This is a genomic window from Streptomyces sp. NPDC051963, from assembly GCF_044593495.1.
Lineage (GTDB): Bacteria > Actinomycetota > Actinomycetes > Streptomycetales > Streptomycetaceae > Streptomyces.
Map to the genome: position 1 here is coordinate 1,368,533 of NZ_JBIUCC010000001.1, position 20,610 is coordinate 1,389,142.

At 70.1% G+C, this 20,610-nt stretch carries 17 protein-coding genes and 1 pseudogene; 6 read left to right on the plus strand and 12 right to left on the minus strand.

Going from position 1 to position 20,610, the window contains the following annotated elements; all coding sequences use genetic code 11:
• Positions 1 to 11 precede the first annotated feature (11 nt).
• The 4 genes from ACIHFB_RS05880 to ACIHFB_RS05895 form a co-directional block, all read right to left on the minus strand.
• Positions 12 to 968: an SDR family NAD(P)-dependent oxidoreductase gene (locus ACIHFB_RS05880; RefSeq protein WP_400125439.1), complete on the minus strand. Its 957-nt coding sequence runs from the start codon at positions 966 to 968 to the stop codon at positions 12 to 14.
• A 165-nt stretch (positions 969 to 1,133) separates the two neighbouring features.
• Positions 1,134 to 1,586, minus strand: coding sequence for a MarR family transcriptional regulator (locus ACIHFB_RS05885; protein WP_365270658.1), 453 nt, complete (start codon positions 1,584 to 1,586; stop codon positions 1,134 to 1,136).
• Positions 1,587 to 1,618: 32 nt separating this feature from the next.
• Positions 1,619 to 2,923 (minus strand): glycosyltransferase, encoded by a 1,305-nt coding sequence (locus ACIHFB_RS05890; RefSeq protein WP_400125441.1) that lies wholly within the window; start codon positions 2,921 to 2,923, stop codon positions 1,619 to 1,621.
• A 142-nt stretch (positions 2,924 to 3,065) separates the two neighbouring features.
• Positions 3,066 to 4,493 (minus strand): aldehyde dehydrogenase family protein, encoded by a 1,428-nt coding sequence (locus ACIHFB_RS05895; RefSeq protein WP_400125443.1) that lies wholly within the window; start codon positions 4,491 to 4,493, stop codon positions 3,066 to 3,068.
• Between the two features lie 104 nt (positions 4,494 to 4,597).
• Here ACIHFB_RS05895 and ACIHFB_RS05900 point away from each other — a divergent pair, with 104 nt between their 5' ends.
• The gene (locus tag ACIHFB_RS05900) at positions 4,598 to 5,221 is read left to right on the plus strand and encodes a TetR/AcrR family transcriptional regulator (RefSeq protein WP_400125444.1); all 624 of its coding nucleotides are present in this window, start codon (positions 4,598 to 4,600) and stop codon (positions 5,219 to 5,221) included.
• Positions 5,222 to 5,237: 16 nt separating this feature from the next.
• On the opposite strand, the gene poxB is transcribed toward ACIHFB_RS05900, so the two are convergent.
• The 3 genes from poxB to ACIHFB_RS05915 all read right to left on the minus strand — a co-directional run bounded on the left by poxB (position 5,238) and on the right by ACIHFB_RS05915 (position 8,405).
• On the minus strand, positions 5,238 to 6,971 hold the full coding sequence (poxB, locus tag ACIHFB_RS05905) for a ubiquinone-dependent pyruvate dehydrogenase (protein WP_400125446.1): 1,734 nt from the start codon (positions 6,969 to 6,971) through the stop codon (positions 5,238 to 5,240).
• Positions 6,972 to 7,037: 66 nt separating this feature from the next.
• On the minus strand, positions 7,038 to 7,829 hold the full coding sequence (locus ACIHFB_RS05910) for an acetoacetate decarboxylase family protein (protein ID WP_365270671.1): 792 nt from the start codon (positions 7,827 to 7,829) through the stop codon (positions 7,038 to 7,040).
• A 72-nt stretch (positions 7,830 to 7,901) separates the two neighbouring features.
• Positions 7,902 to 8,405: a MarR family winged helix-turn-helix transcriptional regulator gene (locus tag ACIHFB_RS05915; RefSeq protein WP_365271089.1), complete on the minus strand. Its 504-nt coding sequence runs from the start codon at positions 8,403 to 8,405 to the stop codon at positions 7,902 to 7,904.
• A gap of 176 nt (positions 8,406 to 8,581) precedes the next feature.
• On the opposite strand from ACIHFB_RS05915, the pseudogene ACIHFB_RS05920 reads away from it, so the two are divergent.
• Together ACIHFB_RS05920 and wrbA are read left to right on the plus strand one after the other, a co-directional pair.
• Positions 8,582 to 9,058: pseudogene (locus ACIHFB_RS05920) on the plus strand (YceI family protein); the annotation flags it as partial.
• Positions 9,059 to 9,145: 87 nt separating this feature from the next.
• A complete protein-coding gene (gene wrbA, locus ACIHFB_RS05925) occupies positions 9,146 to 9,748 on the plus strand; it encodes an NAD(P)H:quinone oxidoreductase (RefSeq protein WP_365271092.1) in 603 nt (200 codons plus the stop codon).
• Between the two features lie 113 nt (positions 9,749 to 9,861).
• On the opposite strand, the gene ACIHFB_RS05930 is transcribed toward wrbA, so the two are convergent.
• Entirely contained in the window at positions 9,862 to 11,067 is a 1,206-nt protein-coding gene (locus ACIHFB_RS05930) for a PucR family transcriptional regulator (RefSeq protein WP_400125447.1), read from the minus strand.
• A 100-nt stretch (positions 11,068 to 11,167) separates the two neighbouring features.
• On the minus strand, positions 11,168 to 14,047 hold the full coding sequence (locus ACIHFB_RS05935) for an AAA family ATPase (RefSeq protein ID WP_400125448.1): 2,880 nt from the start codon (positions 14,045 to 14,047) through the stop codon (positions 11,168 to 11,170).
• 277 nt (positions 14,048 to 14,324) lie between these two features.
• Between ACIHFB_RS05935 and ACIHFB_RS05940 the strand changes: the two genes are divergently transcribed.
• From ACIHFB_RS05940 to ACIHFB_RS05950, 3 genes are all read left to right on the plus strand, one after another.
• A complete protein-coding gene (locus tag ACIHFB_RS05940) occupies positions 14,325 to 14,807 on the plus strand; it encodes a DUF1003 domain-containing protein (RefSeq protein WP_400125450.1) in 483 nt (160 codons plus the stop codon).
• Between the two features lie 99 nt (positions 14,808 to 14,906).
• The gene (locus ACIHFB_RS05945; protein WP_400125452.1) at positions 14,907 to 17,594 is read left to right on the plus strand and encodes an MGH1-like glycoside hydrolase domain-containing protein; all 2,688 of its coding nucleotides are present in this window, start codon (positions 14,907 to 14,909) and stop codon (positions 17,592 to 17,594) included.
• On the plus strand, positions 17,591 to 19,042 hold the full coding sequence (locus ACIHFB_RS05950; RefSeq protein WP_400125454.1) for an alpha-amylase: 1,452 nt from the start codon (positions 17,591 to 17,593) through the stop codon (positions 19,040 to 19,042). Before ACIHFB_RS05945 ends, ACIHFB_RS05950 begins: the two co-directional genes overlap by 4 nt.
• Positions 19,043 to 19,083: 41 nt before the next feature.
• Here ACIHFB_RS05950 and ACIHFB_RS05955 read toward each other — a convergent pair whose 3' ends face one another.
• The 3 genes from ACIHFB_RS05955 to ACIHFB_RS05965 all read right to left on the minus strand — a co-directional run bounded on the left by ACIHFB_RS05955 (position 19,084) and on the right by ACIHFB_RS05965 (position 20,598).
• Positions 19,084 to 19,551, minus strand: a complete 468-nt coding sequence (locus ACIHFB_RS05955) for an SsgA family sporulation/cell division regulator (protein WP_365270685.1) — start codon at positions 19,549 to 19,551, stop codon at positions 19,084 to 19,086.
• 29 nt (positions 19,552 to 19,580) lie between these two features.
• Positions 19,581 to 19,817 (minus strand): hypothetical protein, encoded by a 237-nt coding sequence (locus ACIHFB_RS05960; protein ID WP_365270688.1) that lies wholly within the window; start codon positions 19,815 to 19,817, stop codon positions 19,581 to 19,583.
• Positions 19,818 to 19,944: 127 nt separating this feature from the next.
• Positions 19,945 to 20,598 (minus strand): BON domain-containing protein, encoded by a 654-nt coding sequence (locus ACIHFB_RS05965; protein WP_400125456.1) that lies wholly within the window; start codon positions 20,596 to 20,598, stop codon positions 19,945 to 19,947.
• Positions 20,599 to 20,610 lie beyond the last annotated feature (12 nt).

Here is a 20,610-nt window from a genome sequence, read left to right on the forward strand (position 1 = left end):
AGGAGGGATGTCTAGCGGACGAGAGCGTCGGACACGGTCCACAGCCGGGCCGCGTTCTCCGGACTCTGGGCGTACGGCGCGACACCGGAGACGGCACCGGCACGCTCGGCGACCGGTTCGGCCTGCGCACAGTCCTCGAAGTAGCGGCCGGTGATGCCCTCCACCGTCGGCGAGGCGGCCAGCAGCACCGAGGTCGCGGCGCCCTGCTCCACCGTCTTCTGCGGTGGCAGTGCGAGTTCGCCCGAGGCCATGAAGGCGGCGACCTGCTCCATGTCCATGTGCCGGGCCAGTGACGTGTCCCCGACGTTGCCCGGCATCAGTGCGTTGGCGGTGATGCCGTCGTCGGCCCAGCGCTCGGCGGCGCCGACGGCGAACAGGGCGTTGGCGGTCTTCGACTGTCCGTAGGAGGTCCAGGAGTCGTAGGGGCGGTAGCGGTAGTCCAGGTCGTCGAAGACGACCGGTGAGAAGAGGTGGCCGATGGAACTCACCGAGACGACCCGTGCGCCGTCCGCCGCCGCGAGGGCCCGGTGGAGGCCGGTGGCGAGGGCGAAGTGACCCAGGTGGTTGACGCCGAACTGCCATTCCTGACCGTCAGGTGTGCGGGTGAGTTCCGGTGTGGCCATCACTCCGGCGTTGTTGACGAGGATGTGCAGCGGGCCCTGCCAGGCCGCGACGAACGCCGCGACCGTCGACCGGTCGGCGAGGTCGAGTCGCCCGACGGTCAACTTCCCCGACTCGGGCGGCAGTTCCTTCTCCAGACGCGCGGCCACCTCGGCACCCGCGTCGGTGTTCCGCACCGCCAGGGTGACATCGGCGCCCGCCGCGGCGAGCGCCCGGGCGGTCTCCACCCCGATGCCGGAACTGGCTCCGGTCACCACGGCCCGACGGCCGTGCAGGTCTACGCCGTCGATGACCTCGGCGGCAGTGGTGCTTGCCCCGAAGGTGTGGGGCGCGTGGGGTACGGACATGAGGTGGTCTCCTGAGGTGAATCGCTCATTCCCGTGCAGCCGAGGCCACAACTATTTGACACTTGTATATTAGCACCGCGTGCGGCAGTACCCCGGCACGCACAAGGTCCCGGACACGAGAGGCGTGTCCGGGACCTTGTGCGTTCGGGAAGTTGGCGAGGGATCTCAGTCGAGCTTCTCGACCACCGCTTCGAACTGCCGCACCATGGCCGGCAGCGACCGGCCGTCGAGATGGTCCATGACCCGCTTCCGGGCACTCGCCAGGTGTACGGGGTACGCCGACTGAAGTCGCTTCAGCCCTTCCGGGGTGAGCGTCGCGACGTTCCCCCGGGCGTCCCCCTCATAGCGCCGCTTGACGACCTGGCCGCGGTTCTGCAGCGCGTCCACGACACGGGTGATCCGGCTGGCGGACAGGGCGGTGGCCGAGGCGAGATCCGCCATGCGGAGCTCTTGGTTCTCGGCCTCGGAGAGGTTCATCAGTACGACGTACTCGGTGAGCGTCAGCCCTGTGGATCGCAGCAGATCGTCGTCCAGCGAGCGCGGCAGCGCAACGATGACGCGCATCAGGGCGCGCCAGAACTGCTCTTCCTGTGCGGTCAACGGATCTTCTGCGGTCATCAGAGCAGAATAGCGTGCTCAAGCAAGGAATCTCAACCTACGGCGGCGGCCCGCTCGACGATCTCCGCGATGGCGTCGAAGGGGCGGTACTCGGCGTACTGGCGCTGGATCTCGCCCGCACACTTGCGGTACTGCGGGTCGTTGAGCACCTCGTCGACGGCTATACGGACGGCGGCGACCTCCGGGCGGGCGGTGTGCAGGTTGACACCGGTGCCGGACCACTCGACGCGGGCGGCCACCTCCGGCTTGTCCTCGGTCTCACCGGCGACGACGAGCGGGACGCCATGACGCAGCGCGGTCTGGACGCCGCCGTAGCCGGCGTTGGTGACCAGGACGTCGGCGAGCGGCAGCAGCTGCTCGAAGGGGACGAAGCCTGCAAGGTGGACGTTGGCGGGTATCTCGTCGGCCATCTCCGTGCGCACCGCGTCGGGCCCGTCGGCGCGTCCGGTGGCGGCGACGACCGTGACGTCCGCGTCCGCCAGGGCGCGGAGCGTGGGGACGACCAGCTGGGACAGATCGTTGTTCTCCGCGGTGCCCTGGGTGACGACGACGACCGGCCGGTCCGAGGACAAGTCCGCCCACCAGTCGGGGCGTTCGAAGTCGCGGTCGGGGGCCGCCGGGAGGGAGCCGATGAAGCGGAAGCCCTGCGGCGCGTCGCTGCGCGGATACTCGAAGGCGGGAACGGTCAGCTGGAGCAGGTGATCGGGGACCGTGGCCATGGCGTTGAAGAAGAAGCCGGGCAGCGTGACGCCCATCGAGCTGAAGACGGCCTCGATGTGCTCTTGCGCGTCGGCGAACATCGCCCCCATCTGGACACGCATCCCGTTGTAGCGGGCGCGTTCCTCGTCGGTGGTGGGCGGGAGCAGCCCCGGCCCGAAGGGGGCGGTGTCCACGCTGTCGAAGGGCGGCGGCGCCATGCCGATGTACACCAGGAGCGGGCGCTCGCCCCGAGGGGCACGCAGGGCCAACGGCATCGTCCCGAAGGAGGTGAGGTCGCTGATCACCACGGTCGCGGGGAACTCGGCGAGCAGTTCCTGGAGGCGCTTGTCGTGGACCGGCGCCGGGTCGGCGCCGAAGCGTGTGAGGTCGAAGGTCATACGGTCGAAGGGGGCGAGCTTCTCGCGCTCGAGGAAAGCGGCCTGGAATTCGGCGCTGGTGGGTTCGACCTCCGCGGGGTACGGGGCGAAGCGCGCCCCGGTCCTGCGGGCCTGCCCTTCGAACTGGGCGCCCGTGTAGAAGAGCACCTCGTGCCCGCGCTCCGTCAGGTCGGCCGCGACCGCCGCGAGGGGCACGACATGGCCCGGCACGGGGCCCGCTGTGACAATGATCTTTGCCATGATCCTGATTCTGGATAGGCCGGACTACGGTCCGGGTACGAATCGGCCGGCGCCCGGGCAACGTGCGGCCGCGGGCAACACGGTGGGGCGGTGATCCGCCGGACTGGCTCTGGCAGCCGCGCTCCGACGGGCTCGTCCCGCGTCACCACACCTGCTGGTCCTCCTGGAGCCGCACGGCGACGAACTTCGTCTGCGTGTAGTGGTGCAGCGCCTCGAGCCCCTTCTCCCGGCCGTACCCGCTGTTCTTGTAACCGCCGAAGGGGCCCTCGACCAGCATCCCGGGCGGGTAGGCGTTGACGTAGACCTGACCGGCCTCCAGCCGGGCGGCCACCCGGTGGGCGCGGGTCACGTCGCTGGTCCAGACGGCGGCGACCAGGCCGTAGTCGGAGTCGTTGGCGATGGCCACCGCCTCGTCCTCGTCCGTGAAGCGCAGCACGGCGAGCACCGGCCCGAAGATCTCCTCTCGGGCGATACGCATGTCCGAGGTCACGTCCGTGTACACCGTCGGCTCGATGACCCAGCCGCTCCCGGTCGGCCGGCCGCCGGTGACGAGAGTGGCGCCGTCCTGCTCGGCGACCTTGAAGTACTCGTTGACCTTGTCGAACTGGGCGCGGGTGATCTGCGGCCCGTAGGTCTCCCCCGGTGTCACATGCGTCAGCACCGTCTTCACCGCCGCCACGAACTCGTCGTGGATCGCCGCGTCGACCAGCAGCCGGGTGCCGGCCATGCAGGACTGGCCCGCGTTGGGCAGGAACGCCTCGACGGCGACGCGGGCGGCAGCAGCCAGGTCGGCGTCCGCGAAGACGATGTTGGGGGACTTGCCGCCCAGCTCCAGCGTCAGCGGGATGATGCGTTCGGCGGCGATGTGGCCGATCTCGCGCGCGGCACGGGTCGATCCGGTGAACGACACCTTGCGCACCTTCGGATGCCGGACGATTGCGTCGCCGACGGTGCCCCCCGTGCCGCACACGACGTTCAGGACGCCGTCCGGCAGGCCCGATTCGGTGGCTATGCGGGCCAGTTCGAGTGTGGTCGCCGAGGTGAACTCGGAAGGCTTGGCCACGACGGCGTTGCCGGCCGCGAGGGCCGGGGCGATGGCGCGGGCCGCCTGGTTGAGGGGTGCGTTCCACGGGGTGATGACACCGACGACACCGAGCGGCTCGCGCCGGGTGTACGCGTGGAAGGACGGCCCCATGTTCACCGACTCGCCACCGGGCAGGTTCACCAGGCCGGCGTAGTACTCGAAGTAGTTCGCCGCGCCCTGTACCTCCAACGGGGACTGCCAGGCCGGCTTGCCGGTCTCGACGGACTCCAGCTCGGCCAGGCCGGCGGCCTCCTCACGCAGCCGCGCCGCGATGGCCGACAGCACGCGGCCCCGTTCGACGGGCTGACGGTTCCACCAGCCGTCGACCGCCCCGGCCGCCGCCTCGACGGCGCGGTCCACATCGGTGGCGTCACCGAGGGCGATCTCATGCACGACCTCATCGCCCCCGGGGGACCTGGAAGGCAGCCAGCCGTCCAGGGCCGGTTCGACTTCCCCGCCCGCGATCCAGTGCCCATAGCGCCTCACGACACACTCCTCCTCATGGGTCAGCCTGTGAATGAATTTTCATTCACGCGCCGAGCCTACCCCCTCCGGTTGACAGGATCGAGAGACTGAACGAAGTTTCACTCATGCCGATGCCACCCTCCGTGACGCACGACGACACCCCACTGCGCAGGAAAGTGATGGACGCTGCGCTGGAGTTGTTCGACGAGCGCACCTGGGAGGGCACCAACGTGCCGGCGATCGCCACTCACGCCGGGGTAGCGGTGGGCACGATCTACCGCTACTTCCCCAACAAGCAGGCGCTGGGCGAGGCGGTCTTCACCGAGGCGAAGGCGGCGTTCGCCGACGCCGTGATCACCGACGACGTGCGCCGGGCCGATCCCGTGACCGCCATCGGACTCATCTGGCGGCATCAGGTCGCCTTCGCCATCGCCCATCCCCAGGCGTTCTCCTTCCTCGAACACCAGGTGCACGGGGCGTATCTGCGTCCGCAGGCCTATGAGGTCGTCGATCGGCTCAACGCCGAGCTGGTGGGGATCCTGCGGGAGGCGCAGGCGATCGGTGCTGTGCGCCCCGGTGACCCGCAGGTCCTGCTGTCGATGGCGTTCGGTGCGTTCGTAGGCGTCACGAAACACTCGCACGCCTCGGGGGTCCCGCTGGCCGAGTACGACCTGGACAGCGTCGGCAGGGCCGTGATGAGCCTGATCGGGCTCGCTGACAGCAACTCCCCCGCGGCCACGCCTTCCTAGGAGAAGAGGGGTCCTCTCAGGAGGTGAGACGTCGTACGACGTTGGTGTGGGCCAGTTCGAGGAGTTCGTCGCCGCGTCCGGACAGCACGGCACGGGCGGCGTAGAGGGCGAATCCCTTGGCCTGCTCGAACTTGATCGTCGGCGGAATGCTCAGCTCCTGCCGGGCGGTCATCACTTCCACCAGTGCCGGCCCGGGATGGGCGAACGCGGCGCGCAGGGCCTCGGGAAGGTCGTGCGGGCGCTCCACGCGACGGCCGTGGATACCCAGGGACGTGGCCACGTCGGCGAAGTTCGGGTTGTCGAGGTCGGTCCCGAAACTCACCATGCCCTCGGCCTTCATCTCCAGCTCCACGAAGCTGAGGGCGCCGTTGTTGAAGACCACGATCTTCACCGGGTGGCGCTGCTGCTTCAGCGTGATCAGGTCGCCGAGCATCATCGCGAGTCCCCCGTCACCGGACAACGCGACGACCTGCCGTTCCAGGAAGGCGGACTGCACACCGATCGCCTGGGGCATCGCGTTCGCCATGCTGCCGTGGGTGAACGAACCGATCAGTCTGCGCCGGCCGTTCATGGTCAGATAGCGCGCGGCCCAGATCACCGGAGAGCCGACGTCCGGAATGAACACCGCATCGTCGGAGGCCAGTTCGTCGACGACCTTGGCGACGTACTGCGGATGGATCGGCGTGCGGTTCCGGTCGTCGACGGCGAGCCGGTCGAGGGCGGCGCGGGCCTTGACGTAGTGATCGCGCATCGAGTCCAGGTGCCGGGACCCGGTCCTCGGTGCGAGCTTCGGGAGCAGCGCTTCGGCGGTGTCGCGTACGGTGCCGACGAGCGCCAGGTCCACGTGTGTGCGCCGTCCGATCTGCTCGCCGCGCAGATCCACCTGCACGGTGGTGGCGTGGTCGGGCAGGAACTGCCGGTACGGGAAGTCCGTGCCGAGCATCAGCAGCGTGTCGCACTGCTCCATCGCGCGGTAGCCGGAGGTGAACCCCAACAGCCCGGTCATCCCGACGTCGTAGGGGTTGTCGTACTCCACGTGCTCCTTGCCCCGCATGGTGTGCACGACCGGTGCCCGCAGCGCCCCGGCGAGCCGGACGAGTTGGTCGTGTGCGCCCGCGCAGCCCGCGCCCGCGAGGATCGTGATCCGCTCGGCGTCGTTCAGGACGGCCGCCGCACGCTCGATCTCCGCGTCACCGGGGCGCACGACCGGCGTGGTGGGCAGCACCGTCGCCGCCTTCGGCAGATGACCGAGCCGGTGCAGGAGCACGTCGCCCGGAACCACCAGTACGGACACGCCGCTGCGCTCGACCGCCGTGCGCAGGGCGATGTCCAGGAGGTGGGGGAACTGCTCGGGCGAGGAGGCCAGTTCGCAGAAGACGCTGCACTCGCGGAACAGCTCCTGGGGATGTGTCTCCTGGAAGTAGCCGCTGCCGATCTCCGAACCGGGAATCTGCGCGGCGATCGCCAGCACCGGCACGCGGCTGCGTTGCGCTTCGAACAGCCCGTTGACCAGGTGCAGGTTTCCCGGCCCGCAACTGCCCGCGCAGACCGCGAGCGAACCCGTGGTCGCCGCCTCTCCCGCGGCGGCGAACGCCGCGGCCTCCTCGTGCCGGTAGTGCTCCCAGGTCACCGACGGGTTCCTGCGGAGGGAGTCGGTGAGTCCGTTGAGCGAGTCCCCGGGCAGTCCGTGGATTCGGGAGACGCCCGCATTCTGCAGGCTCTCCACGATGAGGTCGGCGATCGTGGGCATCGGAATCCTTTCATTACGGCATTGCAGGCGCCGTCGGGGTGCTCGAAGCGGGCAGCGCCCGTAGTGCTACGCGCTCAGCGGGCGTACGTCCGTCACGCTGTAGGACATCGAGGCGCGGAAGCCGGCGCCGGTGCGCACGGGGGCCAGATCCGCCAGTTCCTCGCCCCGGGCGGCGAAGAGGCTGATGTCGCCGGTGCCGGTCCACACGTCGGCGAGCTGCCGGTCGTTGAACTCGGCCATCACCAACTCGTGCACGGCGGGCTTTTCGTACTGTCCGGAGACCAGCCGCGGGAAGTGCCGCAGGTTGACCGTGGGCCGCCCGAACAGGGCCGCGGGGTCGCTCGCCGGCTCCTGGAGCGTCACCCTCGCCTCCGCGAGGGTGTGCCCGGCCGACGACATGGACGCGCCGAACCGCCCACCGGCCGCCAGCGTGGGCGACGCGCTGCCGGGCGCCGCGAAGACCCGGGTCTGGTGCACCGCTCCCAGCTTCTTCGGGAAGCCCTGCACCCATCCGCGGGCCATGGCCAGGTCGTTGTCGACGTAGATGTACGGGCACCACGACACGGGCTCGTCGCCCCATCGGGCGTCCACCAGCGCCATGAACTCGCGGTACTGGCTGCGCACCGGGTCGAGGTACTCCTCGTGCTCCGCGGAGAACTGCCAGTCGATGAAGAGCGCCACGACGCGCCCGCCGGACTCCGGGTCGGGGCTCAGGCCCTCGGGAAGCGTCGCCGCGGCGGCGGCCGGGTCCGTCCAGAACTCGACGCCGATGATGTCGCCGGCGTAGCGCCACGGCGGAGCGGGGGCGAGGTTTGCTTCTCCGCGCGGTGACAGGGGGTAGGTGTAGCCCTTCAGCATGGTTGCCTCCGTGGGAGAAGGTCGGACTCGGACATCACCATGGTTCGCGCGGGAGCGCCTGCCCGGCTTGAGTCAGATGACTGGTTCCCTGTCCCTGGGGCTCGGCTCGCACTGGGCGAGCAGCGGATCGGCCACTGCCTGCAGCTCATCGGCCAGTCGGTGGACCAGAGCGGGATCGAGCCGGTCCATGACGCGTCTGCGAGCGCTGGCGAGATGCACCGGATAGGTGCTGCGCAGCCGCTGGAGACCGGCCTCCGTGAGCGCGGCCACGTAGCCACGGGCGTCCGTGCAGTGACGTCGCTTGGTCACCAGGCCTTCGGCCCGCAGGTTCTCCACCACCCGGGTGATCCGGCTCGCGGACAAGGCCGTCGCCGTGGCCAGGTCGGTCATGCGCATGCTTGTGCCGTCGGCCTCGGAAAGATGCATCAGGACGATGTAGTGCGTGACCGACAGGCCCGCGGCGCGCAGCAGATCCTCGTCGAGCGCCCGGGGCAGGGCCACCAGCAGCCTCTGGAGCGAACGCCAGAGACGCTCCTCGTCACCGTTGAGCGGACACGCGGGGTCCTTTGACGGCATGGACACGTTCTGGCCTCCCTTCCCTTGGGTCCGGGCCACGCCCGGGCAATGTCACACAAGCACACACTGTACTTGCTTGACAAAGCATTTTGGACGAGGAAAAGTGATTGCCCGAGCAAGCAAACAGCAGCGCTGCGGGCCGCCCCGCACGACGACGAGCGAGAGGCCAGAAGGGCATGAGCGTTCAACTGCCCCCCGCCGGGAACTACGAGGTCGATCCGGCGCGATCGTCCCTCACCTTCACCACCCGCCATATGTTCGGCCTGGGCAAGGTGACCGGCACGTTCCAGGTGGAATCGGGGAGCATCACGGTCGCCGAGCCGATCACCCGCTCGACCGCACAGGCCGTCGTCGAGGCGGGCAGCTTCCGGACGGGCACGCCTCGCCGCGACGATCATGTGCGCTCCCCCGCCTTCCTCCACGCGGACCGCTACCCCGACATCGGGTTCGAGTCGGCCGGGGTGGCCCGCGGTCAGGACGGCGCCTGGGTCGTCAAGGGTGTGCTCACCGTCCGCGGACACCGAGCACCGGTCGATCTGACGGTGGACTCCCTGTCCGTCGAGGACGGATCCCTGCGCATAGCGGCCTCGGTGACCGTCGACCGCTTCCACCACGGACTGACGGCGGCGAAGGGGCTCGCGGCGCGTCGGCTGCGGCTGTCCCTGACCGCCACGGCCCATCCCGAACCCGACACGACGGCCCCCGCCGTCGAGACCGAAGAACAGCGAGAGGAACTCCCCATGTCTCCCAAGATCGCAGTGATCTACTACTCGTCGACCGGCACCGTTCACGAACTGGCGGAGTCCGTGGCGGAGGGCGCCCGCAAGGAGGGTGCCGACGTACGGCTTCTGCGCGTGTCCGAGCTCGCTCCCGAGGAGGCCATCGCCGGCAACGACGCATGGTCGGCGCACGCAGCGGCCACCAAGGGCATCCCGGTGGCGACCGCGGCCGACATCGAGTGGGCCGACGCGGTCATCTTCGGCAGCCCCACCCGGTTCGGCAACATAGCCAGCCAGTTGAAGCAGTTCATCGACACGCTCGGCGGGCTGTGGGCGCAGGGCAAGCTGGCCGACAAGGTCTACAGCGGCTTCACGGCCACCGCCACCGCGCACGGCGGGCAGGAGTCCACACTGCTCGCCCTCTACAACTCCGTGCACCACTTCGGCGGCATCATCGTCACCCCCGGCTACACCGACCCGGTGAAGTTCGCCGACGGCAACCCCTACGGCACCAGCCACGTCAACGGTCAGGGCGCGATCCCCGTCGACGACACCGCCCGCGCTGCCGCCCTGTACCAGGGCAAGCGCGTGGCGGCCGTCACCGCGCAGTTCAAGGGCGTCTAGGTCGGCGGCGGATTCGGGGTCGCCGCCCGCACGCACCCGGGGCGAGGTCCGGTGTTCAGGCCTCGCCCCGGGTGCTTCGGTCACGCCACTTCACGTGACCTTCGCCGAGCGGCTCAGTCGCTCGCTGTCTCCGTGGTGCCGGTCGGCTTCGGCGTCTGCCGTACCGCGCGCAGGGCGAGGGAGAGTTCGGTGATGCCGCGGGGATCGGCGATGGAGCGGCCGGTGTGCTCGGTGATACGGCGCAGGCGGGTACGCACGGTGTTGGGGTGGACGTAGAGACTCTTGGCGGCCTCGTCGGCCGATCCGCCGCAGGCGAACCAGGCGTCCAGCGTGTCCAGCAGCAGAGCGCGTTCGCCGGCCGGCAGGGCCTCGATCGGACCGAGGACGTTGGTGGCGACGAGGGCCATGACATCGGGGGCGCCGGCCGACACGACCGCGATCGGGGAGTCGTCGAAGACGGTCACGGCGCCGCTGTCCGCGTCGCCGCCGCGCATGGCGACCTTGGCGAAGCGCAGGGCGTCCGCCGTGCGGTACAGGTCGTCGTAGGAAGGACTCACCCCCACGCGCCGCTCCGCATGTTGCCGCAGCACCTCGGTGAGGTCGGTCCAGTCCCGGGCGCTGCGCAGGCACACGATGCCCAGCTGGAGGTCGGGGCGCAGCCGCCAGGCGGACCAGATGCCGCGCCGGCTCAGCAGGGTCGCGACCTCCGGCAGGGCGTACCGGCCGATCTGCGGTACCTCCGCGGCGACCACGGCGAACGGACCGTTGCGCGGCACGCCCAGGATCTCCGCCGCCGACCACACGGCGTCGGTGTCCATGCTCCGGCCCTCAAGCAGCGCCTCCACCAGCGCCGAACGCTCGTGCTCGTGGGCGAGGAGCCGATCGGCCACCGCTTCGTGGTAGCCGGAGACCATGGCCTCGGTGATGCCGTCCTGGAGGGCCCACATGGCCGAGGCCGCCTCGATCAGTACGTCTCTGCCGACCAGTGGGTTCCGGCCGGCTTCGGCGGCCACTGCCTCCCAGAAGAACGCCACGCCGATGCGGTAGCCCGTCATCACGGCGGGCAGCGGCACATTCTGCACGGCGCGTCGCCGGCCGATGTCGGCCGCGGCCCCGGTGTCCAGAGGCACCTGCCCGGTCAGGGCCCGGAGTGCGTTGCCCAGGTGGGTACGGCAAGCCTCCTCCAGCTCCTCCGCGGGCACCACGTCGTAGTGGTGTTCCCGCGCGCCGGCGCGGATCCGCGTCGCCATCTCCTTCGCCAGCTCCCCGACGCGTTCGAGCAACACGGCCGCCAGGGCGTTGACCTCCTTGTCGACCAAGGTCTTCTCCGGCTCACCGATCAGCGGGTGTTCCCCCTACGTTACCGCCGCGGCGACAGCCCGCCCCGTGGCGCGCAGCCACCGCCTGAGCGGACCGCCTTCAGTCGTGCCCGACCCTCTGGTCGACCTCGCCGGGTTGCATCCCCTCCAGGGCGGCGCGGAGCGCGGCGCGTGAGGTGATGCCCAGCTTGGGATAGAGCCGGTGCAGATGGGAGCCGATCGTGCGGTGGGACAGGAACAGCCGCTCGCCGATCTGCTTGTTCGTCAGGCCGAGGGCCGCCAGCTCGGCGATCTGCCTCTCCTGCACGGTCAACGCTGTCGTCGGAGCGTCGGGCCCGGCGGTGGTGGCAACGCCGGTGGCGCGTAGTTCGTTCCGGGCCCGCTGGGCCATGGATTTCGCGCCGATCCGGTCGAAGGTCTCGACGGCGGCGCTCAGGTACAGCCGGGCGCGAGGGTCGCGGACGCGGCGCAGCCACTGACCGTAGGCGAACTGGATGCGTGCGTGTTCCCACGGCCACCGGGCCGCCTGGGGCAGGGACAGCGCAGCCTCGAACAGGGGGCCGGCGTCCTTCTCGTCGGCGGCGACCGCCGCGGCCCCCGCGGTGATCATCGCGATACGCGGCGAGATGCGGTGGAGGCCTGTCTCCCGCGCGACGGCGAGGTGGGCGCGGGCCTGGTCCGTGCGGCCGGTGCGAATCGCCGCCTCGACCAGGTCCAGGACCACCCACCGGCCCGGGATGCCGGGGCTGGGTGCGCCGGACGGGTCGATCCTGGCCACGTGGACATGGGCCTCCTCGTAGTCGCCCTGGCCCAGGGCCGCGAGGTGGCGGGCCGACCGGGCGTACGCCTCCGTCACCTCGATGCCGCGCGGCGCCGCCCAGGTCGTGGTCTCCGCGCTGCGCGTCCGGGCGAGGTCCACATCGCCGCGCAGACCCGCGCCCGATGCCAGCAGGGCCCGGATCTGGCGCTCCCAGAAGTGGTAGCCGTAGACCGCTGCCAGGTCCAGCCCCTCCTGTGCCAGGCTCTCGGCCTCGTCCCACTGTCCGTGGACGTAGGAGTCCTGGCAGAGCAGCATCAGGGCGGGAATGACCATGGCGATCGCGCCACCGTCACGCTCCCGTTCGATCATGCGGGAGACCAGGTACCTGTAGTCGGACAGGGCGTCCACCGCGACCGCCGCGAAGGCCAGGGGGATCAGCTCCCAGGGCGCGGCGTCCTCGGACAGCGCCGCGAAGGCGTCGGCGAGGCCCTTGCGCAGCGCGTCGGGGGCGCGAGTGGGGTCGACGTACGCGTCGTAGCACAGCCGGAACGGTGCCACCGCTGACGGTTCGAACCGGGCCATCGCGGTCTTGAGGAGCTGCCAGGGCTCGGGGCGAAGCGCATAGAGGCTGACGAGCAGGAGCGCGTACAGGATGCCGTAGTCGTCCCAGCCGTGGTGCGTGCCGGTGTCGGTGATCTCGTCGAGTGCCCGGGCCAGCAGCCGGTAGGCGGCGTCGACGTCGCCCTCGTCGTTGGTGAGGAGGTGGGCGGTGGCCGCGAAGACCAGCCCGGTCGGTCGGTCGGGCGCATGTCCGGCGTCGGCCAGCAGCCTTGGCACGTCCTCGAGTTGACCGGTGATGGTCGCGAGGAAGGCGGCCTCGACCAGTCGACGGGACCGGTCGCCCGGATGCGGGCTGAGTTCACCGGCACGCATGAGCGCCGCCACCGCGGCGGACGCGGCGACGCGCCGCCGGTCGCGGACGGCCGCCTCGTCCGACGTACGGGCCGCCGCGCCGCGCCGCCAGGCGGACAGGGCAGCTTCGTCCAGCGCCCGGGCCACGGGCTCGTCCGGTCCCGTCGCGGCCTCGGCCAGATGCCACGCCCGGCGTACGGGGGACCCGGACAGGGCCGCGGCCAGGGCGCGGTGCGCGCTCCGGCGTTCGCTCGGAGATGCCAGGTGCACGATCGCGGAGCGGATCAGCGGATGGCGGAACGACAACTGTCCGACGGCCGCGACGACATCCACCAGCTCCGCGCGCTGCGCCGGGGCGAGGTCATCGACGTCCACGGAGTCCTGCGCGGCCTTCCGTACGGTGGTCAGGCCGGCGTCGGCTTCCAGTGCGGCCAGCAGCAGCGCCCGCCGGGTCGCCGTGGGCAGGCTTTCGACGGCCGGGGCGAAGGTCGTCTCCAGCCGCCCGGAGAGCGGCAGGAACGCGGGCAGCGGGTCCTGGCCCGAACGCTGGCGGCTGCTCAGTGCCGCCGGCAGCTCCCGCAGCGCGAGCGGGTTGCCCGCAGCCTCGGTCAGCAACCGGCGGCGTACCGACGGCCCCAGACCGGGCCATCGGGCGTCGAGCAGCTCGGCCGCCGTCTGCGCGGCCAGCGGCCCGATCTCGCGCACGGACAGCCGGAGTTGATGGAACCATCCGGTCGCGCCGGTCCGGGTGGCGGCCAGGAAGACGATCGGATCGTCGCCGATCCTGCGGACCACGAACCCCAGGGCGGCCGCGCTGGCCCGGTCGATCCGCGGCACGTTGTCGGCGATCATCAGCAGCGGACCCTCGACGGTCACCTCGCCCAGCAGGGCGAGCACGGCCGTCGAGGCGGCCTGCGGGTCCGGCGGCGGTCCCGGCGCGTGACCGAGGATCCGGTCGAGGACGTCACGATGCCGGTCGGCGAGCCGGTCGGCGTGCCGGCGCAGCGGATAGAGCATCTGGTGCAGAGCCGAGAAGTCCATCTCGGCCTCGAAGTCCACCCCGGAGGAGCGCACCACCCGCATTCCGGCGTCCGCGGCCCGTACCGCGGCGGCATCCAGCAGCGCGGTCTTCCCCACCCCGGGAGCGCCCCGCAGCAGCAGTCCGGTGTCGCCCTGATCGTGCCCGGCGAACAGCGAGTCCATCAGTTCCAGCTCGGCCGTGCGCCCCGCCAGGTCCGTGCCGGGCCGTGGGTTCGCAGGCTTCCCGCTGTCGAGCGGGCTGCCGGAAGGATCTTGATGAGTTGCCAAGAATGAGCATCCTCTACGCAAGGGAGGACGTGTGCCGGCCCCGTGGCCGAACGTCTGCTTCGGATCGACACTTCGATCGTCACCGATGCGGCGTACCGCGGTCCATGTTCCCCGCCACAGCATCCGGCGCCCACGACAGTGGCCGGCCACACGACCGCGGCGAAGCGCCTCGGACGGACATGCAGCCGCGTTCTCAGTCGTTTGACCCAGGGGGAGGCACCTCCCCCGCACATACGCTCGGTCCCCGTTCCCGTGTACGACGGATCAAGGAGTGGCCGTGGCCCCCAGAACCAACGGGTTGGACCCAAGTCGGTGGAGCGAGCAGGCCGTTCTCGCCCGGATGCGCGGGACCCAGGACCGGATCGCGGACGCGATCACCACGTTCGCCGGAACGATGCAGTTCGTCTACCTCCACGCGGCGTGGTTCACGGTCTGGATCACAGTCAACGAGGGACTGTTCGGCCACTCGGCGGTCTGGGACCCGTACCCTTTCGGGCTGCTCACCATGATCGTCAGCTTGGAGGCGATCTTTCTGTCCACGTTCGTGATGGTGAGCCAGAACCGCCAGGCGGTCCGCGAGAAGGTCCGCGCCGACCTGGACTTCGAGACCAATGTCCGCTCCGAGGTGTGGTCGGCGCGCATCGGACACGCCCTCGGCGTCGACCCCAAGCAGGTCGAAAAGGATGTGCAGACCCTGCTCGCGCACAATCAGGCGGCGATGAACGGCCGTGCGCAGTCCGCTGATGAGCCGACCGGCTGAAGCGGGGAGGCGGACGCAGATGTGGTCCCGCAGGATCGTTGCGGCCGAGTCCCGGACGCCGGAGTCTGGGTGCAGGTGCCGGACCGGGGAGGGCGCGCGATGACTGACATCGGTGGCGGGGCGGACGCCGAGCGGATGCGGCTGGCGGACGCCGATGCGGGGCGGGCGGCGTGGCGGCGCTGGGGGCCGTATCTGAGCGAGCGGCAGTGGGGCACGGTGCGCGAGGACTACAGCCCGGGTGGTGACGCCTGGTCCTACTTCACCCACGATCAGGCCCGTGCCCGCGCCTACCGCTGGGGCGAGGACGGTATCGCCGGCGTCAGCGACGACAAGCAGCGGCTGTGCTTCGCGCTCGCGCTGTGGAACGGCCGGGATCCCATCCTCAAGGAGCGGATGTTCGGCCTGACCAACGCCGAGGGCAATCACGGGGAGGACGTCAAGGAGTACTACTTCCACGTCGACTCGACGCCGACCCACTCGTACATGAAGTACCTCTACAAGTACCCGCAGGAGCCGTTCCCCTACGACGAGCTGGTGGCCGCCAACGGCGCCAGGGGCCGCCGGGACCGCGAGTACGAGCTGCTGGACACGGGAGTCTTCGACGAGGACCGCTATTTCGACGTGTTCGTCGAGTACGCCAAGGCCGGGCCCGAGGACCTGCTGATCGAGATCACCGCTCACAACCGGGGTCCCGACGAGGCCGCCCTCCACCTGCTGCCGACCCTCTGGTTCCGGCACACCTGGTCGTGGGCGGGCGGCGCGGCCGTGCCCGGTCTGCGGCGGGCCGACGGCGCGATCAGGGCCGACCACGAGGAACTCGGCCCGCACTGGCTGTACTTCGCGGACGGTCCGCAGACCCTGTTCACCGAGAACGACACGAACAACGAGCGGATCTTCGGCAGCCCGAACGCCACCCCGTATGTCAAGGACGGCATCGACCGGTACGTCGTCCACGGCGAGACCGACGCCGTCAACCCGGGGCAGACCGGCACCAAGGCCTCCGTCCACCACGTCCTCACCGTGGCCGCCGGCGACAGCGCCACCGTACGACTGCGCCTGACCGGCACCGAACTCCCGGACCCCTGGGCCGGGTTCGGCGAGGTGCTCGACGCGCGACGGACCGAGGCCGACGGGTTCTTCGAGGGCGTCGTCCCCGACGGCCTGGCCGAGGACGAGCGGCGTGTGGTGCGGCAGGCGCTCGCCGGGATGCTGTGGAGCAAGCAGTACTACTACCTCGATGTGGAGCGCTGGCTCTCCGAGCACGGCGTCGATCCGCTCGCCGCCGATCCACGCGTCCGCAACAGCGCCTGGTACCACATGATCAACGACGAGATCATCTCGATGCCGGACACCTGGGAGTACCCCTGGTTCGCGGCCTGGGACCTCGCCTTCCACACCATCGCCCTGTCCATGGTCGACATCGGCTTCGCCAAGTCACAGCTGGAGCTGCTGCTACGGCGCCTGTATCTGCACCCCAACGGCCAGATCCCGGCGTACGAATGGAACTTCGGCGACGTCAACCCGCCGGTGCACGCCTGGGCCGTCCTCTTCGTCTACGAGCTGGAGAAGCACCGCACGGGCCACGGTGACCGCGTCTTCCTGGAGAACGCCTTCCAGAAGCTGACGAAGAATTTCTCCTGGTGGCTCAACCGCAAGGACATCGACGGCAACAACGTCTTCCAGGGCGGCTTCCTCGGTCTCGACAACATCGGCGTCTTCGACCGCAGCGCCCCGCTGCCCACCGGCGGCCACCTCGACCAGGCCGACGGCACCGCGTGGATGGCCCTGTCCTGCCAGAACCTCCTGGAGATCGCCATCGAACTGGCCGCCGACAACCCGGTGTACGTCGAGCACGCGCAGACCCTGTTCGAGCATTTCGCCTGGATCGCGGTCGCGATGAACCGCATCGGCAACGACAACCAGAGCCTGTGGGACGAGGAGGACGGCTTCTTCTACGACGTCCTGCGCCTGCCCGACGGCAGCGCGACCCGGTTGAAGGTCCGCTCCCTGGTCGGGCTGATCCCGCTCGCCGCGACCAGCGTGATCGGCGGCTGGACGGATCAGCGTTTCCCTGAACTGGTCGAGGGAGCACGGGAGTTCGTGCGCAGGCACCCGGCCGTCGAAGCCCTGGTCTCCTCCCACCACGGCCTCGGGTCGAGTGCGGCGGGGCGTCATCTGTTCGCCCTGTTCGACGAGGACCGGCTGCGGCGCATCCTGGCCCGCATGCTCGACGAGGACGAGTTCCTCGGCCCGCACGGCATCCGCTCGCTGTCGCGGTACCACGCCGAACACCCGTACGGCTTCGAGGTGCACGGCGAGCGGTACGGGGTCGGCTATCTGCCCGCCGAGTCGGACTCGGGCATGTTCGGCGGCAACTCCAACTGGCGTGGCCCGGTGTGGTTCCCGGTCAACGTCCTCCTCATCCGCGCCCTGCTGAACCTGCACGCCTACCACGGCGAGGAGTTCACCGTGGAGTGCCCGACCGGCTCGGGCCGGCGGATGAACCTCTACGAGGTCGCGCGTGAGATCTCGGACCGGCTCACCGCCACCTTCCTGCGCGATGCCCAGGGCCACCGGCCGGTGCACGGTACCCAGCCGAAGTTCGCCAAGGACCCGCACTGGCGCGATCTGATCCTGTTCTACGAGTACTTCCACGGAGACGACGGCGCCGGCCTCGGCGCCTCCCACCAGACCGGCTGGACCGGCCTGGCCGCGGTCACCGCCACCTTGTTCCATCTCGTCGGCGACGGTGACTGGGGCCCGCTGCGGGAGGAGCCCCTGTCATGACGGTGATCCACGAGATCAACACCCTTGTCTGGTTGGGTGAGTTGAGTGAACGCCACGGACGTCGCGTCACCCTGGGCGACGTGCCCGGTGAGGTCTGGGACGAGGTCGCACGGCCGGGTGTGGACACCGTCTGGCTGATGGGCGTGTGGGAGCGCAGTCCGGCGGGGCTGAGCATCGCCCTGCGCGACGACCGCCTGCTCGCCTCCTTCCGCGACGCGCTGCCCGACCTCACCCCGGCGGACATCGCCGGATCCCCGTACTGCGTACGGAACTACGTCGTCGACGCGAGCCTCGGCGGCCCCGAGGGACTGGCCGCGGCACGGGCCGAACTCGCCGCGCGGGGCCTGCGCCTGATCCTGGACTACGTCCCCAATCACGTGGCCCCCGACCATCCTTGGCTCACCGAGCGCCCGGACTGCCTGGTCAGCGGCACACCGGACGACCTGGCCCGCGCACCCGAGGCCTTCCTCGATGCGGGCGGGCGGGTGTACGCGCGTGGCCGCGACCCGTTCTTCCCGCCGTGGCCGGACGTCGTCCAGCTGAACGCCTTCAACGACGATCTGCGGGCGGCCGCGGTCGACACCCTCGCGGCGATCGGCGACCAGGCGGACGGTGTGCGCTGCGACATGGCGATGCTGCTGATGAACGACGTGTTCGCGAAGACCTGGGGAGACCGGGCGGGACCGGCACCCGTCGAGGACTTCTGGCCGTACGTCATTCCGCGCGTGCGCGCCCGCCACCCCGGCCTCCTCTTCGTCGCGGAGGCGTACTGGGACCTCGAATGGGCCCTTCAGCAGCAGGGCTTCGACCACTGCTACGACAAACGGCTCTACGACCGTCTGGTCCACGAGGACGCCACCTCCGTCCGCGCCCACCTCGGCGCCGACCTCGCCTACCAGCGCCGACTCGTCCGCTTCCTGGAGAACCACGACGAACCGCGGGCCGCCGCCACCCTGTCCGCCGGACGGGCCCGCGCGGCGGCCGTGGCCGTCGCCACGCTGCCGGGCGCGACCCTGTGGCACGAGGGCCAGTTCGAAGGACGCCGCGTGCGCCTGCCCGTCTTCCTCTCGCGTCGGCCCCAGGAACCGGACGACGAGTCCCTGCACGACTTCTACGGCCGTCTGGTGACCACCGTGGTCCCTGTCCGCGAAGGCGACTGGCAGCTGCTGACCTGCACGGGCTGGACGGACAACGACACCCACCACAACCTGCTCGCCTGGTCCTGGACCACCGGCCAGGAGCGGTACCTGGTCGTGATCAACTACTCCGGTCTGCCGGCCCAGGGACGGGTTCCGCTGCCCTGGACCGACCTTCACGGGCAGTCGTGCGAACTGACCGAACTCCTCACCGAGAACGCCTACCGACGAGAGGGCGACGAACTGGTCGACCCGGGCTTCTTCGTGGCGCTCGACGCCTGGCACTGGCACCTGCTCTCGCTCCGCCGGTAGGCGACGCGGGTCCCGGCCACGAGCTGATGTGCCCAGGACGGTCAGCGGTCCCCCTGTGCCAGAACGTGCGTGAACGCCTCGTCCCAGTCCATCGAATGGCCTTCCGTGCCGAACGGAACGGATCTGAGCGTCCCTTCGAGCCAGGCACGCAGGGGTTCTATGGGGCCTTCCACCAGCGCCGCGCCGGTCCGACCCTGGAGAAGCATCCAGAGGCTGTCCCCGCCATGGCGCTGACACGGAGGCCAGACCCTCACGTCGCCGACCCCGCTCGGTCGGTGCAGGCCCGCCAGGAGCAGGTCCCGCGAGAGCACCCAGGTGACGGCGCCGCCGATGCCGTTGAAGAATTCGACGCGCACCTCCAGGGGCCGGGTGTGGTCGTAGCTGAAGCGGGCCTGGATCGGCAGTGCCTCGTGCAGGGAGACGTGCCGCCACATCCTCAGGAGGAGGTCGGCGGAGTCGTGTTCCGAGGAACGTACGTCGTTGGCCGGTTCGTCGGGCGAGCGATCCATGCGCTTCCCTTTCTGCGCTGCTCCGCGCTTCAGACGGCCGGGTTCTTCAGGCTCCGCCGCTGGTGGACGACGATGTATCCGAGCAGTGCGTAGCCGACCAGATGACCCGCGGAACGGGCGAGCCGGTGATGCCGGGAAGGTGTGCGGGAGGCCGCCTTGGTACCGGCGACCAGTGCGAGTGCGTCCCGCAGCAGGTTCTCGAGTTCGACGCCCGGCTCGCGGAATCGGCCGGTGCCCTTCTTGGTGGATCGAGTTGTGTCGGTCATGGCGTGCTGTGCCTCTCGGTCGGGTTCGGTGGTCCTCGGAATTCGGGTTCCTGAGGAGCGGAGCGGGCCGGTCCTGCGGGGTTTCCCGGAGGACCGGCCCTGGTGGAACTCCTGATGGGGCTTGGTGTCAGCCGGTGATGAACAGGTCGTCGCGCACGTCGTAGACGCCCTGGGCCATCCAGGCGGCCCCGATCACCGCGTCGTGCTCCGCCCAGGTGCGGACATGTCCGGTCAGGACCACCGTGTTGCCGTCGGTGGTGACGTCGACCTCGCTGTCGTCGAGGATCAGCGCGTTGCGGTCCAGGGCGTCCGACACCAGGAGGGTGACGTCGACCGGGTCGGCGTCGTCGGAGATCTCGATCTTGTTCTTGATGCCGCGGACCCCTGTGAGTCCGGAGACCGCCCGCTCCGCGGCCTGCCGCTCCGAGCCGTACCGGACGACGCCGGTCAGCGTCAGATTGCCGTTGGAGGCGGTCGCCTCGACACCGACCGGGACGGCGATGTTCATCAGCAGCACGTTGTTCGCCGTCTCGGCCAGCGTCGCGTCGTCCCGCTCGTGCGCGGGCGGCAGCAGCACCTCCAGGTTGTTGTGGACCCTGGTGACGCCGGCCACCCGCTGTGCGGCGGCGGAGGCTTCCAGGTACTGGAGGTAGCTCTGGACGGTGCCGGTGAGCCTCACTTCGCCGCCCAGGTTGTGCACGGTGATGTCCGTCGAGTTCACCAGCGGATCGAAGACGAGCTCCGCCTCGACCGACTGACGAATGTCCTTTGTCTTGCTCATCGGGGGGATCCT